General features: G+C 66.8%; 11 protein-coding genes and 1 tRNA gene. 7 read left to right on the top strand and 5 right to left on the bottom strand.

Features of this window, described 5'->3' with window-relative positions:
* Positions 1 to 8: 8 nt before the first annotated feature.
* Positions 9 to 1,031, bottom strand: coding sequence for a LacI family DNA-binding transcriptional regulator (locus NUW50_RS17370; RefSeq protein ID WP_258290427.1), 1,023 nt, complete (start codon positions 1,029 to 1,031; stop codon positions 9 to 11).
* A gap of 160 nt (positions 1,032 to 1,191) precedes the next feature.
* Between NUW50_RS17370 and iolG the strand changes: the two genes are divergently transcribed.
* From iolG to iolB, 5 genes are read left to right on the top strand one after another with little or no spacing between them, the layout of a single operon-like run.
* On the top strand, positions 1,192 to 2,184 hold the full coding sequence (iolG, locus tag NUW50_RS17365) for an inositol 2-dehydrogenase (RefSeq protein WP_258290426.1): 993 nt from the start codon (positions 1,192 to 1,194) through the stop codon (positions 2,182 to 2,184).
* 32 nt (positions 2,185 to 2,216) lie between these two features.
* Positions 2,217 to 4,127: a bifunctional 5-dehydro-2-deoxygluconokinase/5-dehydro-2-deoxyphosphogluconate aldolase gene (locus NUW50_RS17360; RefSeq protein ID WP_258290425.1), complete on the top strand. Its 1,911-nt coding sequence runs from the start codon at positions 2,217 to 2,219 to the stop codon at positions 4,125 to 4,127.
* On the top strand, positions 4,124 to 5,956 hold the full coding sequence (gene iolD, locus NUW50_RS17355; RefSeq protein WP_258290424.1) for a 3D-(3,5/4)-trihydroxycyclohexane-1,2-dione acylhydrolase (decyclizing): 1,833 nt from the start codon (positions 4,124 to 4,126) through the stop codon (positions 5,954 to 5,956). The genes NUW50_RS17360 and iolD overlap by 4 nt, the downstream gene beginning before the upstream one ends.
* 13 nt (positions 5,957 to 5,969) lie before the next feature.
* A complete protein-coding gene (iolE, locus tag NUW50_RS17350) occupies positions 5,970 to 6,872 on the top strand; it encodes a myo-inosose-2 dehydratase (protein ID WP_258290423.1) in 903 nt (300 codons plus the stop codon).
* Positions 6,873 to 6,891: 19 nt separating this feature from the next.
* On the top strand, positions 6,892 to 7,698 hold the full coding sequence (iolB, locus tag NUW50_RS17345) for a 5-deoxy-glucuronate isomerase (RefSeq protein WP_258290422.1): 807 nt from the start codon (positions 6,892 to 6,894) through the stop codon (positions 7,696 to 7,698).
* Between the two features lie 64 nt (positions 7,699 to 7,762).
* Here the strand turns inward: iolB and NUW50_RS17340 are convergent, their stop codons facing one another.
* The 4 genes from NUW50_RS17340 to NUW50_RS17325 form a co-directional block, all read right to left on the bottom strand.
* Positions 7,763 to 9,898: a DEAD/DEAH box helicase gene (locus NUW50_RS17340; RefSeq protein ID WP_258290421.1), complete on the bottom strand. Its 2,136-nt coding sequence runs from the start codon at positions 9,896 to 9,898 to the stop codon at positions 7,763 to 7,765.
* 282 nt (positions 9,899 to 10,180) lie between these two features.
* Positions 10,181 to 10,257, bottom strand: a tRNA-Arg gene (locus tag NUW50_RS17335).
* Positions 10,258 to 10,317: 60 nt separating this feature from the next.
* Positions 10,318 to 10,830 (bottom strand): GNAT family N-acetyltransferase, encoded by a 513-nt coding sequence (locus tag NUW50_RS17330; protein WP_258290420.1) that lies wholly within the window; start codon positions 10,828 to 10,830, stop codon positions 10,318 to 10,320.
* A complete protein-coding gene (locus tag NUW50_RS17325; protein WP_258290419.1) occupies positions 10,827 to 11,348 on the bottom strand; it encodes a hypothetical protein in 522 nt (173 codons plus the stop codon). Before NUW50_RS17325 ends, NUW50_RS17330 begins: the two co-directional genes overlap by 4 nt.
* A gap of 522 nt (positions 11,349 to 11,870) precedes the next feature.
* Between NUW50_RS17325 and NUW50_RS17320 the strand changes: the two genes are divergently transcribed.
* Together NUW50_RS17320 and NUW50_RS17315 are read left to right on the top strand one after the other, a co-directional pair.
* On the top strand, positions 11,871 to 12,893 hold the full coding sequence (locus NUW50_RS17320) for a TAXI family TRAP transporter solute-binding subunit (RefSeq protein WP_258290418.1): 1,023 nt from the start codon (positions 11,871 to 11,873) through the stop codon (positions 12,891 to 12,893).
* Positions 12,894 to 12,987: 94 nt separating this feature from the next.
* A complete protein-coding gene (locus NUW50_RS17315; RefSeq protein WP_258290417.1) occupies positions 12,988 to 15,057 on the top strand; it encodes a TRAP transporter permease in 2,070 nt (689 codons plus the stop codon).
* Positions 15,058 to 15,171: the final 114 nt, after the last annotated feature.

Genomic DNA, 15,171 nt, shown 5'->3' with positions numbered 1-15,171 from the left:
GGCGGTTCTCAGGCGCTGTCGCGCGACACGATCTGGCCGAGGAAATCGCAGTGGTTCCCCGGCTCCCGGTCTTCGTTCAGGATTTCGACAATCCGGTTCGCCATGGCCGTCAGCGGCTGCCTGTAGGTGGTCAGCCGGTAGTTCGGACTGCTCGCAAGGGGGACATCGTCAAAGCCGGTCACGGCGATATCCTCGGGCACCCGCAGACCCAGCTTGTGGCGTACGGCGTCGATGGCGCCGATCGCCAGCGCGTCATTCTCGCAGACGAGGACATCGGGCAGCCCGCGCCCGTTCCGGGGAGCAAGCACCTGATGCACCCGGTCGAAGGCGCGGGCCGGATCGTAGGTCTCGACCGAAATGACCTCGGGCGCCCGGCCGACCCTGGCCGTCCACTGCGCCACGAATGTCTCCTTCCGCAACAGATGCGCCGAATATGTCTGCGGCCCGGCAAGGAACATCGGCCGCGCATAGCCCCTGTCGATGACATGACTGGTGATCTCGGTCATGGCGGCCACGTCATCCACCGCAATCGAGATCGTCTCGGCGTTCTGGGAACTGCGGGCGAAGATGATGAGCTTGCGCACCCGCCGCGCCCCGAGCGCCGCCGCCAGAACCTTGTCGTCGAACTGGATGCCGATCAGGATCGCGGCATCGACGCGGCGCTGGCTGGCGTTCATCAGCGCGTCGCGGCCATCGTCCTCGGACAACATGTTGACCAGCAGGGTGTCCCAGCCGGCATGTTGCAGAATGCGCGTCAGCCGTTCCAGCATGACCAGCTTGTGCGGATTGGCGAAGTCGTCGATCAGCAGCGCGACCAGCCTTGACCGGCTAGACGCCAGCGAAGCCGCCAGCAGGTCGGGCACATAGCCCAGTTCGGCGGCGGCGCTCAGCACCTTCTCGCGGCTCCGCGCCGAGATCGAGGCATCCTTCTTGAAGGCGCGGTTGACCGTCCAGCGCGACACCCCGGCCCGCCGCGCCACATCGTCCGCGGTCACCGCGGTTTGCGGACGGGCGGAGCCGTCTTCGTCCATCGCACCCTCCGAAGGCTGGTGGCCTGTCCCGACCGAAATACCCGGCACGGGCATCGCGCGGAAGCTAGCACGGTCCTGCACGGGGGTGCAAAATGATCTTGCACGCGCGTGCAAATTGCGCTCAAACCGAACCACCACACCGCAACTACTGGGGGGACGCATGCTGAGAGTCGGATTGTTGGGCGCCGGGCGCATCGGTGCCGTGCATGCTTCCACGATTGCCGCGCATCCCGGAAGCGCCCTTGTCGCGGTGTCCGACATCAATGCCACCGCCGCCGGGACCCTGGCCGCACGCCATGGCGCCGAAGCCGGCGACACGCAGGCGATCATTGACGATCCCGACATCGACGCGGTGCTGATCGCCACCTCGACCGACACCCATTCCGATCTGATCGAGCGGGCCACCGCGGCCGGCAAGGCGGTGTTCTGCGAAAAGCCCGTCGATCTCAGCCTGGCCCGGGCACAGGAATGTCAGAAGGCGGTCGCGGCCAACGGCCGTCCGGTGATGATCGGCTTCAACCGCCGCTTCGATCCGAATTTCGTCGCCCTCAAGACGGCCGCGACCCGGGGAGAGATCGGCAAGCCGGAGCTTCTCACGCTCACCTCCTTCGACCCGGCGCCGCCGCCGGTGGCCTATGTCAGGGTTTCGGGCGGCCTGTTCCGCGACATGATGATCCACGATTTCGACATGGCGAATTTCCTGATGGGCGGCGCGCCTGCCACGGTCTCGGCGGTCGGCTCGGCCATCGTTGATCCCGAGATCGGCGCGGCGGGGGATGTCGATACCGCCGTCGTCACCCTGAGCTATGGCGACGGGCGGATCGCAGTGATCAAGAATTCGCGCAGGGCGGCCTATGGCTATGACCAGCGGATCGAGCTTCTCGGCTCCAAGGGGCTGCTGCAGGCCCAGAACGTGCTGGAGAACACCGTGGTGAAATCCACCGCCGAGGGCGTGACCGGCGCCAAGCCCACCTATTTCTTTCTGGAACGCTATATGCCAGCCTACCGGGCGGAATGGGCGGGCTTCGTGGAAGCGGTGTCGGAGGGCGCCGTGCCTCCCGTCACGCTGGCCGATGGCGTGGCGGCGCTGGCGATGGCCGAGGCTGCGACCCTCTCGCTCAGGACCGGCGCACCGGTGCCCCTCGAAGCCTGACACGACACCGCGATGAAGAAGGACCCCTGCGCGTGAAACGTCTTGATGTCATCACGATCGGCCGGTCATCGGTCGACCTCTACGGGGCACAGATCGGCGGGCGGCTGGAAGACATGGGGTCGTTCCGCAAGTACATCGGCGGCTCCCCCACCAACATTGCCTGCGGCACCGCACGGCTTGGCCTGCGCTCGGCGCTGATCACGGCCGTCGGCGACGAGCACATGGGCCGCTTCATCCGCGAAGAACTGCAGCGCGAGGGCGTCGATACGCGCGGCGTCAAGACCGACCCGGAGCGGCTGACGGCGCTGGTCCTGCTGGGCATTCGCGACGAAACCCGGTTCCCGCTGATCTTCTACCGCGAGAACTGCGCCGACATGGGGCTGCGGGTTGATGACATCGACGAAGGCCTGATCAGGGAGGCAAGGTCGGTCCTGGCCACCGGCACCCATCTGAGCCACCCGGAGACCGAAGCCGCGGTGCTGAAGGCGCTGCGCCTGGCCCGCAAACATGGCGCGAAGACCGCGCTCGACATCGATTACCGGCCCAACCTCTGGGGCCTGGCCGGACATGGCGACGGCGAAAGCCGTTTTGTCGAAAGCGCCAGCGTGACGGCCAAGCTGCAATCGACGCTGCATCTTTTCGACCTGATCGTCGGGACGGAGGAAGAGTTTCACATCGCCGGCGGCACGACCGACACGCTGGCGGCACTGCGGGCCGTGCGGAGGGTCACGCCGGCAACGCTGATCTGCAAGCGCGGCGCCAGGGGGGCGGTGGCCCTGGACGGCGAGATTCCGGACGATCTGGATGACGGCCAGTCCGGCCCCGGCTTTCCGGTCGAGGTCTTCAATGTCCTTGGCGCCGGGGACGGATTCTTCTCGGGGCTGCTGAAAGGCTGGCTCGATGGCGAGGACTGGTCCACCGCGCTGCAATACGCCAATGCCTGCGGCGCCTTTGCCGTCTCGCGCCACGGCTGCACCCCGGCCTATCCCTCGCTGGAGGAACTGGAGTTCTTCCTCAAGCGCGGCGTGGTCCGGCCCGATCTGCGCAATGACCCGGAACTGGACCAGCTCCACTGGTCAACGAACCGCAAGGGCGACTGGTCGACGATGCGGGTCTTCGCCTTCGACCACCGGTCGCAGCTGGAGGAGATGCAGGGCTTCACCCCGGCCAGGGGCAGCGCCTTCAAGGAGCTATGCCTGCAGGCGGCGCTTAGGGTGCAGCAGGGCCGGCCCGGCTATGGCATCCTCTGCGACAACCGGATCGGGCGTTCGGCACTGCATGCCGCCTCCGGCTCTGGGCTCTGGATCGGGCGACCCTGCGAATTGCCCGGCTCGCGGCCCTTGGCGCTGGAACCCGAACTGGGGTCCGACTGCGGCGGGCTGGAGGAATGGGCCCGCGAGAACGTGGTCAAGCTGCTCTGCTTCTGCCATCCCGACGACGACCCCGCCCTGCGCAGGGAACAGGAAGCCACCGCAAGGCGGCTGTTCGAAGCCGCACGGCGCAACGGGCTGGAATTCCTGCTGGAGATCATTCCGTCCAAGGTCGGCCCGGTGGACGATGGCACGACCGCCACGCTGATCCGCCAGTTCTACGCTTGCGGCATCCATCCCGACTGGTGGAAGCTGGAACCGATGCAGACCGACGCCGCCTGGCGCAACACGATCGCGGCCATCGAAGAGAACGACCGCCATACACGCGGCATCGTGGTCCTTGGCCTCGACGCGCCCGAGGCCGAGCTGGCAGCCAGTTTCAAGGTCGCTGCGGCACATGAGCTGGTCAGGGGCTTCGCGGTCGGCCGCACGATCTTCGGCAGTGTCGCGCGGGCCTGGCTGGAGGGCGAGATGAGCGATGATGCCGCCGTAGCCGAGATGGCGACGCGCTTTGAGAGGCTCTGCACGATCTGGAACGAGGCGCGTGACACGACAGGGGAGGCGAAGACATGACCGAGACGATCCGACTGACCGCTGCCCAGGCCATGGCGCGCTGGCTGAGCCTGCAGATGACCGAGGAGGGCGAGCGCTTCATTCAGGGCGTCTGGGCGATCTTCGGCCATGGCAATGTCGCGGGGCTCGGCGAGGCGCTGCAGGCTCTGGGGAACGACCTGCCGACCTGGCGCGGCCAGAACGAACAGACCATGGCCCATGCCGCCATCGCCTATGCCAAGACCAGGAAAAGGCGCCAGGCGCAGGCGGTGACCTCCTCGATCGGGCCGGGGGCGACCAACATGGTCACTGCGGCGGCGCTGGCGCATGTGAACCGGCTGCCGGTCCTGTTCATTCCGGGCGATGTCTTCGCCAACCGCGCCCCCGACCCGGTGCTGCAACAGGTCGAAGATTTCGGCGACGGCACCGTGAGCGCCAATGATTGCTTCCGGCCTGTTGTCCGCTATTTCGACAGGATCACCCGGCCCGAACATCTGCTGACCTGCCTGCCCCGCGCACTCTCGGTGATGACCGACCCGGCCAGGTGCGGCCCGGTCTGCCTGGCCTTCTGCCAGGACGTGCAGGCCGAGGCCTTCGACTATCCGGCCAGCTTCTTCACACCGAAGGTCTGGCGCATCCGCAGACCGGAACCCGACCCGCGCGAAGTGGACGAGGTGGCGGCCCTGATCCGCGGCGCCAAGGCCCCGGTGATCGTCGCCGGCGGCGGGGTCATCTATTCCGGGGCCGAGACCACGCTGGCCGAGTTCGCCACCCGCCACAATATCCCGGTGGTCGAGACCCAGGCCGGGAAATCGGCCATCCCGCAAGCGCATCCGATGAATTTCGGCGCTGCCGGGGTGGATGGCTCGGCCGCTGCCAATGCCGCCACGGCGAGCGCCGATCTGGTGATCGGCATCGGCACCCGTTTTCAGGATTTCACCACCGGCTCCTGGGCGCTGTTCAGGAACCCGGAGCGGAAGCTGGTGTCGATCAACGTGCAACCCTATGACGCCGACCGACATGGCGCGATCGGCATGGTCTCGGACGCGAAGGTTGCGATCGAGAAGCTTGGCGAGCGGATCGGCGACTATCGCGGCACGGTCGATGCCCAGGCCCGTGCAGACTGGCTCTCCGCCGTCGATGCCCATTGCGCCGCGCCGGCCGAAAGCAATGCCCTCCCCACCGATGCGCAGGTGATCGGCGCCGTGCAACGCGCCACCGGAGAGGACGCCATCGCCATGTGCGCCGCCGGGACCATGCCCGGAGCGCTCAAGCTGCTCTGGCAGGCCAGCGCCGGCGGCTATCACATGGAATACGGTTACTCCTGCATGGGCTACGAGATCGCCGGCGCCATGGGCGTCAAGCTGGCGGCACCCGAGCGCGAGGTGATCTGCTTTGTCGGCGATGGCTCCTACATGATGGCCAATTCCGAACTGGCGACGGCGGTGATGCGCCGGGTGCCCTTCACCGTCGTCCTGACCGACAATCGCGGTTTCGGCTGCATCAATCGGCTCCAGCAGGGCTGCGGCGGCGAGGAATTCAACAACCTCTACAAGGATTGCAACGTCGAGGCCCAGCCGCAGATCGACTATGTCGGCCATGCCGCCGCGATGGGCGCCCATGCCGTCAAGGCGCAGGACATCGCCGATCTGGAAGCGCAGATCGCCGCCGCCCGCGGGCGCGAAATTCCGACCGTCATCGTGATCGAGACCGACCCGACCCAGGGCCCCGGATTCGGCGCGGCGGGCGCCTGGTGGGATGTCGCGGTGCCCGAGGTCTCGGACCGCCCGCAGGTACGCGAGGCGCGTGCGGCCTATGATGCATCGCGCAAACAGCAACGCGCCGATTGAGGAGACCACGCGGATGATCCGGTTCGGGACCAACCCCATCGCATGGGCCAATGACGACGACCGCTCGATCGGCGCCGACATCCCGACCGAGCGCATCCTGCACGAGGCGGGCGAGCTGATCGGCTTCGACGGGATCGAGAACGGCCACCGCTGGCCGGAGGACCCCAAGGCACTCGGATCGCTGCTCGGGCGCTACGGGCTGTCCTTCATCTCCGGCTGGTATTCCACCGAACTCCTCGCCCGCTCGGTCGAGGAAGAGATCGCCGCCGTGCAGCCGCATCTGCGCAAGCTGAAACACAACGGCTGCAAGGTCTGCATCGTCTGCGAGACCTCGAACGCAATCCACGGCGATGCGAGCAGACCGGTAAACGACCGGCCGCGCCTGAGCGCCGAGGAGATGACGGCATTCGGCGACAAACTGGAATCCTTCGCCGTCTATCTGGCCGGGGAAGGCATCGCGCTGGTCTACCACCATCACATGGGCACCATTGTCGAAAGCCCGGAAGAGATCGACGCCCTCATGGCCGCGACCGGGCCGGCGACCCAACTCCTGTTCGATGCCGGCCATTGCCGGTTCGGCGGCGGTGATCCGCTTGCGGTGCTGACCCGGCATATCGGCCGGGTCCGGCACTTCCACGCCAAGAACATCCGCCCCGACATCATCGCCCGGGCCCGGCAGGAGGGGCTGAGCTTCCTACAGGCGGTGCTCGCCGGAGCCTTCACGGTTCCCGGAGATCAGGAAGGCGGCCTGGACTTCAAGCCCTTGCTGAAGGTCCTGGCCGACAACCACTATGACGGCTGGATCGTGATCGAGGCCGAACAGGACCCGAAGCGCTACAACCCGCTGCTCTACCAGACCCTCGGGCTGGCGACACTGAAACGGCAGGCGCGGGAAACCGGGCTGATCCCGGCCTAGAGAGACAGGACATCGACCCATGACAGATCTGCTGCGCAAACCCTTCGGAACCCACGGCAAGGTGCACGAGATCACCCCGGCCTCGGCCGGCTGGCGCTATGTCGGCTTTTCGCTCTACCGCCTGCGCAAGGGCGAAAGCGCCGCCGAGGCGACAGGGGAACGCGAAGTGATCCTGGTCATGGTCGAGGGCAAGGCCGCGATCAGCGGTGCCGGACAGGACTGGGGCGTTCTGGGCGAACGGATGGATGTCTTCGAGAAGACCCCGCCGCATGGCCTCTACCTGCCCGACGGCAGCGACTGGAGCGCACGCGCCGAGACCGATTGCGTCATCGCCGTCTGCTCGGCGCCGGGGCTGGGCGGGCATCCGGCACGCCGCATCGGACCCGAGGGCATCAGCCTGACCGAACGCGGCAAGGGCACAAACACCCGCTACATCAACAACATCGCCATGGAGAACGAGGACTACGCCGACAGCCTGCTGGTCACCGAGGTCTTCACCCCGGCGGGGCATTGGTCATCCTACCCGTCGCATCGCCATGACGAGGACGACTTCCCCAGGATCACCTATCTGGAAGAGACCTATTATCACCGCCTGAATCCGGCGAACGGTTTCGGCATCCAGCGGGTCTATACCGACGACGGCGGTCTCGATCAGACCATGGCGGTCTCGGACGGCGACGTGGTGCTGGTGCCGCGCGGTCATCACCCCTGCGGCGCACCCTATGGGGTCGAGATGTATTACCTCAACGTCATGGCCGGGCCGCTGCGCAAATGGCGCTTCGTCGCTGCGCCGGAACTCGAGTGGATCATGAAACGCGACGCCTGAGCCGGAAACCGGACGCGGCACGAATTCCCCCCGACTCCCCTTTTGACCCCGGCGGCGGGGGCGATCAGCTCCGCTTCTTGCGCCTTGGTGGCTCGGCCCCGCCACCGCCATGCGGCCGCGGCTTGCGCGGGGCCTTGGACCGGGGCTTCCCGGGTCCGGCCTTGCCCGGCCGCTCGAAGCGTTTCGACGGGTCCGCAGCGCCTGGCCGTGGCCCTTTCGGCGCGGCGGACGATCCCTCTGACGCGGCCTTCCTCGGCCCCGATCCCGCCGGGCGCGACTTGGGCCGGTCGAAGCGGGGTTTGCCGGATGGTTTCGGCCCCGGCGATTTGGCGCGCGGCCCTGCGGGAGCGCCACCATCGCCGTGCCGGGGTTTGCGCGGCTTGGCGGGTTTCGGCTCCGGGGCCGGGGCAGGCTCGACAGCAGGTGCAGGTTCGGCCACCGGAGCGGTCGGTGCGGGTGCCGGCTGCGGCGCTTCGGCGGCGGGGTCCGCCTGTGCCGCGACCGGGGCCGGTGGCCTGTCGTCCGCAGGCGCCGGCCTGCGCGATGGTCCACGGTCGGCGGGACGTTCGCGCGGGGCGCGGTCCCTGGCCTTGTGCGGCTTTCGGCCACGGCCCGTCACGCCCAGTTCGGGCACCCCCTCCATCTGGCGGATCGTAACACCATCCTGAAGCGTGACCCCGTCCGGAAGGTTCCCCAGGAAGCCTTCGACGGAATCCGCCTTGAGTTCGACGAAGCTTTCCGAATGCTGAATCCGGATCGCGCCGATTTCGTCCTTTGTGATGCCCCCTGCCCGGCAGAGGAGCGGCAGCAGCCAACGGGCCTCGGCGTTCTGTTCACGCCCCGCCGAAACGGCAAACCAGATGCTCGGACCGAAGGGCTTGCGCTCTCTCGGGGCCGGTTTCGCCCCGGGCGGCGACAGCTCTTCCGGGGCCGACTGCCGAGCCTGGTAGAGCCGAAGATAGGCGGCGGCGATCTTCTCCGGCGCATGCAGCGCCAGCAGGTCGGCCGCGAAGGCCGCCTGATCCTCGGTCACCTCCTCGTCCCAGACCGGATCGGCCAGAAGCCGTTCCTTGTCCCGGCGCAGGATGTCCTCGACGCCCGGCGGCGCGGTCCACTCGGCGGTGATCTTGGCAAAACCCAGCAGCCGTTCGGCCTTGCGGGCGTTCTTCGGCGTGACGATCAGTGCCGAGATGCCCTTGCGCCCGGCACGTCCGGTGCGGCCCGACCGATGCAGCAGCCCTTCGGGGTTCGAAGGCAGATCGGCATGGATCACCAGTTCGAGATTGGGCAGGTCGATCCCCCGTGCCGCGACATCGGTGGCGACGCAGACCCGCGCCCGCCCGTCGCGCATAGCCTGAAGCGCATGGGTCCGCTCGGCCTGGCTCAACTCTCCCGACAGACTGACCACGGAGAAGTTCCGGTTCGCCAGCCGCGCGGTCAGATGGCTCACCGCGACGCGGGTATTGGCAAAGACGATGGCATTGGTGGCATCGTGATAGCGCAGCAGGTTGAAGATCGCGTGTTCGGCATCCCGCTCGGCCACCTGAAGCGCCTGATAGGAGATGTCGGCATGCTGGCTGGCGCCGCTCGTCGTCGAGACCCGGACCGCGTCGCGCTGAAACTGCTTGGCCAGCTTGGCGATGGTCGGCGGCACGGTGGCCGAGAACATCAGCGTGCGCCGCTCGACCGGGGCCGCGGCCAGCATGAACTCCAGATCCTCGCGGAAGCCGAGGTCCAGCATCTCGTCGGCCTCGTCCAGGACCACCGCCCGCAGCGCATTCATCTCGAGAGAGCCGCGCTGGATATGGTCGCGCAGCCGGCCCGGGGTTCCGACGACGATATGGGCGCCCCGGTCCAGCGCCCGCCGCTCGTCCCGCATGTCCATGCCGCCGACGCAGGAAACGACCCGCGCCTCGGCCTTGGCGTAAAGCCAGGCCAGTTCGCGCATCACCTGAAAGGCCAGCTCCCGCGTCGGGGCCACGATCAGCGCCAGCGGCGCCGCCGCCGGGCCAAGCTGCTCGTCATCGCCCATCAGCGTGCGGGCGATCGCCAGCCCGAAACCCACCGTCTTGCCCGAGCCGGTCTGCGCCGACACCAGAAGATCGGCATCCTGGAGTTCGGCGGCGGTGACGGCCTCCTGAACATCGGTAAGCTTGTCATATCCACGCTCGGTGAGCGCGTCCTGAAGTGTCTTGATCATGGCGAGAGCCCTGTCTGAAACCCGGGCGGTCGGCGCCCGATATCTGCCTGCGCGCCCCGGGGGAAGGACGCCCCGATGGGAGTGCCGGATTGAAATGCCCCGAGTGTCGTCCGCGCCCCCGGCGACCGGCGTCTGCTGCCGGCGACCCCGATGAGCGACGCGGCCCGCTTCTGACACGCCTCGGCGTCGAGTCATAGGGCATTTCGCCGCAATCGGGCGCGTCCTGCCCGCTTGCGGCCCCGGTGTCGCAACGTCGCGACCGGGTCCGCAAGGCAATCCGTTTGGCGACTCCAGAAGGACTCGAACCCTCAACCTGCTGATTAGAAGTCAGCTGCTCTATCCAGTTGAGCTATGGAGTCGTCGCCTGCTTCTAAAGCGCCAGGGGCCGTCGCCACAAGCCCGGCGTGGCAAAGAGATGGTCAGGCGGATTCGGTCGTCATGGCCAGGGTGCAGGTCATGTAGACCGAATTCGGATCATGGGTGTAGCTGGCGAAGGGGCCGCATTCGGTGAAACCCGACCGCAGATACAGCGCCCGCGCCGGTTTGAAGCTCTCCTGGCTGCCGGTTTCGAGCGAGACCCGGGTAAAGCCCGCCGCCCGCGCCTCGTCGATCAGCCGCATCAGCATCAGCCGGGCCAACCCCTTGCCGCGATGCTCGGCCAGCACATGCATCGACTTGATCTCGGCATGGACGACGTCCAGCCGTTTCAGGGCGCCCATCGCCACCGGTGTCCCTTCGCCGTCCCGGGCGACGAAGAAACTGATCCCCGGGGCGGCCAGCGCCGAGGCCGGCAACATGTGGATCGACTCCGGCGGCGTGTCGGCATGCATCTCGTCGGTATGGCGCCGGTGCAGAAGCGCCAGATCCGCGCCCAGGGGATTTTCCGCCGCGATGCGGCTGCCCTGCACCCTGCTGTTCCCGGGACCGTTCATCGGCCCATCATCGGCGGCAGATCGTTGCCGTTCATCAGAAGTTTTCCCTTAGGGGTCATCTCGGTCTCCCAGCTTACCTTGTCGGGGCTCTCGGCCCGACCCGGGCCACGCATCATCGGCAGCCCCGGCACCGCGTCCCCCTTCACCTCCTCGGGTCCGGCATTCAGCACCGCCAGAACCGCCTCGATCCCGTCGAGGGCGATCCTGGCCCTTCCGACCGGGGCCTGCCCCGGACCGATGTCCATTCTGCCCTCGAAATCCAGCTTGCAGGCGGCGGCTCCCACGCTGCCGAAGCGCAGAGTAAGGGTGATTTTCTTCTCGGGCAACAGGGCGCCCAGGTCCAGTGTCGCGACATAGCGGTCGCCGCTCGGCGTGACGGCCAGCGTGCCGGGCGCGGCAGGCAGAAGCCGGCCCAGGGCGGCGGCGATCCCATCCGCGCCGGCGCGGGTGGCGGGTTCGGCCCAGGTCGGCACGGCAGGCAGACAGACCAGCAGGGCAACGACGGCGCAACGGCGCATCGGCAGTCCTTTCGCATTGGGGGTCGGGCGGAGCTCACCCGGCAAGTCAGCATCGGCAGCACCGGGTGAGAATTGGCGCAAGGCTACCCCGGAGAAGCCCATAAACGCAGGCAAAGTCAATGCGTTGATTTCTGCCGTTTTGATAGCGGAAAAAGCCCGCACAAAAGCCCGAGAGGGCGCGCTTCAAGGAATTGGGTTTCCGAGGAGCTCAGGCAGGGTTCTCCGTCGGAACCCGTGACGCGACATTATCTTGGCCAATGGCCGGATGGATATCGAATACCGACAATCAGCAGAGGAAGTCAGTTGGCGGATACGGCCGGATTGAAGGCGCGGGGGACCAAGACAAACGCCGTTTCGTGAACAGCGAACGGGTTCGCGGCTCATGCCGTTTCGCCCGCGACAACCTTGACCGGCGGAGCAGGATCAGCAGCGGCCAGCCTCCGGATTGGACGTGCACATCATTGTTGAACCTATGCCGCCAAGGTGATTTTGTGTGGGCAGTTTGCAAAAGGGAGATCGACAATGACGACACGCAGAAACCTCCTGCTTGGCCTCGGCGCCACCGGCCTGTTCGGCGCCGGTCTGCTGAATTCGACCAGCGCTTTTGCGCAGGACATGCAATTCTTCCGGATCGGCACCGGTGGCACCGCCGGCACCTATTATCCGATTGGCGGGCTGATCGCGAATGCGATCTCGAACCCGCCGGGCAGCCGGCCCTGCGACCAGGGTGGGTCCTGCGGCGCTCCGGGCGTCATCGCGACTGCGGTCTCTTCGAATGGCTCGGTCGCAAACATCAACGGGATCATGGGCGGCACGCTGGAATCGGGCTTCGTGCAATCCGATGTCGCCGCATGGGCCCAGTCCGGCACCGGCGTCTGGGAAGGCAAGCCCGCGGTCGACAAGCTGCGTGCCATCGCCTCGCTCTATCCGGAATCGATCCACCTCGTCGCCTCGAAAGCCTCGGGCATCAGCTCGGTCGCCGATCTCAAGGGCAAGCGGGTGTCGCTGGATGAACCCGGCTCGGGCACCCTGGTCGACGCGCGGATCATTCTGGGCGCCTACGGGCTGACCGAGGACGACATTCAGGCCGAATACCTCAAGCCCGATCAGGCCGGCGACCGGATGCGCGACGGCGCGATGGATGCCTTCTTCTTCGTCGGCGGCTTCCCGGCCGGCGCGATTGCCGAACTGGCCAGCCAGCAGGACATCACCCTGGTGCCGATCAATGGCGCCGAGGCCGACAAGACCATTGCCGACTATCCGTTCTTCGCCAAGGATCTGGTGCCGGGCGGCACCTACAAGGGCGTGGATGGCGATGTCGAGACGATCTCGGTCATGGCGCTCTGGGTCACCTCGGCCGACCAGTCGGACGATCTGATCTACCAGATCACCAAGGCGCTGTGGAACGACAATACCCGCAAGCTCCTGGACGCCGGCCATGCCAAGGGCAAGGCGATCACCGCCGAGAGCGCGCTGGACGGCGTCGGGATTCCGCTGCATGCGGGTGCCGAGCGGTTCTACAAAGAAGCCGGCCTCTTGAAGTAAGGGCCGCGGGGCCGACCCCAAGGGTCGGCCCCGATGCTTTTCGGCCGGGCAAGTTCCGGCCGCGATCCGATACAGACTGCCTGGGGACCCCTGGATGACCGAAAAAGCCGAGAGTTCGGTAGCCACGCTCACCGCGGAAGAGCTGCGCAAGTTGGAAGAGAGTTTCGACAGCGAGGTCCGGTTCCGGCCCCAGTCACGACCAGTGCTGATCCTGTCAGGTACGATCCTGTTCGGTCTCTCGTGCTATCACTATTACACCTCGGGCTTCGGCATCCCGCCGATGACCACCCATACCGGCGTCCATATGGGCTTTACCCTGGCGCTGATCTTCATGTCCTTCGGGATCTGGGGACAGGGCCCGACGCCGACCAACCGGATCTGGGCGCCGTTGGGCCTGCCGATCTGGGACTGGCTGCTGGCCATCGCCGGACTGGTCTCGGCCTTCTATGTGCCCTGGATCTACGAACAGCTGGCGTTCCGGGTCGGCAATCCGCTGCCGATCGACGTAATCATGGGCACCACGCTGATCGTGGTGCTGCTCGAGGCGGTGCGGCGCTCGATGGGCTGGCCGCTGCCGGTGATCGCGCTGCTGTTCATCGCCTATGCCTATTTCGGCCGCTCGATGCCCGGGGTGCTGGTGCATCCCGGCGCCAGCTGGAGCGGCATCGTCAACCATCTCTACCTGACCAGCCAGGGCATCTATGGAACCGCGCTCAGGGTGATCTCGACCTATGTGTTCCACTTCGTGCTGTTCGGGGTTCTGGCGACGCGGATCGGTCTGGGGCAGCTCTTCATCGACCTCGCCTCGGCCATCGCGGGGCGCTATGCGGGCGGGCCGGCGAAAGTCTCGGTGCTGTCCTCGGCGCTGCTCGGTTCGATCTCGGGTTCGTCGATCGCCAACACGGTGACCACCGGCTCGCTGACGATCCCGGCGATGATCCGCATCGGCTATCCGCGGCATTTTGCGGCGGCGGTCGAGGCAGCCTCTTCGACCGGCGGCCAGATCACCCCCCCGGTCATGGGCGCGGTGGCCTTTCTGATGATCGAATACCTAGGCCTGCCGCTGACCACGATCCTGACCGCGGCGCTGGTGCCGGCCTTCATGCATTTCTTCGGGGTGCTTACCCAGGTCCACCTGGAGGCGCGACGGCGCGGCCTGCGCGGATTGACCAAGGACGAGCTGCCCGAAATCTGGAAAGTGCTGAAGGCAGGCTGGATGACGGTGGTGCCGCTGATCATCCTGGTCTCGGTGCTGTTGTCGGGGATGACGCCCTACGCGGCGGCATTCTGGGGCATCACCTCCTGCATCGCGGTGCTGATCATTCAGAGCGCGGCCACGCTGACGCCGCGCGCCGCCGCCAACGCGGTCATCCGGGGGATTTTCGACGGCTTCGTGCTGGGCGCGAAATATTCGCTGTCGGTAACCGCCGCGGCCGCCCTGGTCGGGGTGATCATCGGCATCGTCACGCTGACCGGAGTCGGCTTCAAGATCGCCTATATGGTCACCGGGATCGCCGCCACCTGGGCCGGGAGCATCACGGGCTGGCTGTCGGTGCTGCCTTTCGAGGTCATGACCCAGACCGACATGACGCTTCTGTTCACCCTGATCCTGACTGCCATTGTCTGCATCCTGATGGGCTGCGGTATTCCGACCACCGCCAACTACCTGATCATGATCGCGGTCGCGGCGCCGATCCTGGGACTTCTGGGGGTGCAGCCGCTGGTGGCGCATTTCTTCGTCTTCTACTACGGCGTGCTGGCCGACATCACGCCACCGGTGGCCCTGGCTGCCTATGCGGCCGCCGGGATCGCCAACTGCAACGCCTTCAAGGCCGGCAACACCGCCTTCCGGCTGGGGATCGGCAAGGCGCTGGTGCCCTTCGTCTTCGTCTTCTCGCCCTCGCTGCTGCTGGTCGTAGACGGATTCACCTGGGAGGCGTTCTTTCTTGCCGCCGGCGGTGCGATGCTGGGGATCTGGGCGCTTTCGGCGGCTTTCGCCGGATGGCTGTTTGCACCTGTCTTCGCCTTTGAAAGGGCCTTGCTGGTGGTCGCGGCGATCTTCCTGGTGGCGCCCAACCTGATCGCCACGCTGGTCGGTCTGGTTCTGATCTCGCCCGTCGCGTTCCGCCAACTGGCGGGCCTCGGGCGGGCGCCTGGCGTTTGAGCGACATGAGGGCGCGCCGACACAAGCCGACCCCATGGCTACCGAAATCAAACCTGCGGGCTCGCGTGATGAACGCGGGCCCAAGAGGTCAGGTCAACCGGGCTGGTCTTTCGG

Source organism: Frigidibacter sp. ROC022 (assembly GCF_024723735.1).
Classification (GTDB): Bacteria; Pseudomonadota; Alphaproteobacteria; order Rhodobacterales; family Rhodobacteraceae; genus SLM-1.
The sequence above is the reverse complement of the archived record's forward strand: the minus strand, read 5'-3'. Positions and strand labels throughout refer to the sequence as shown.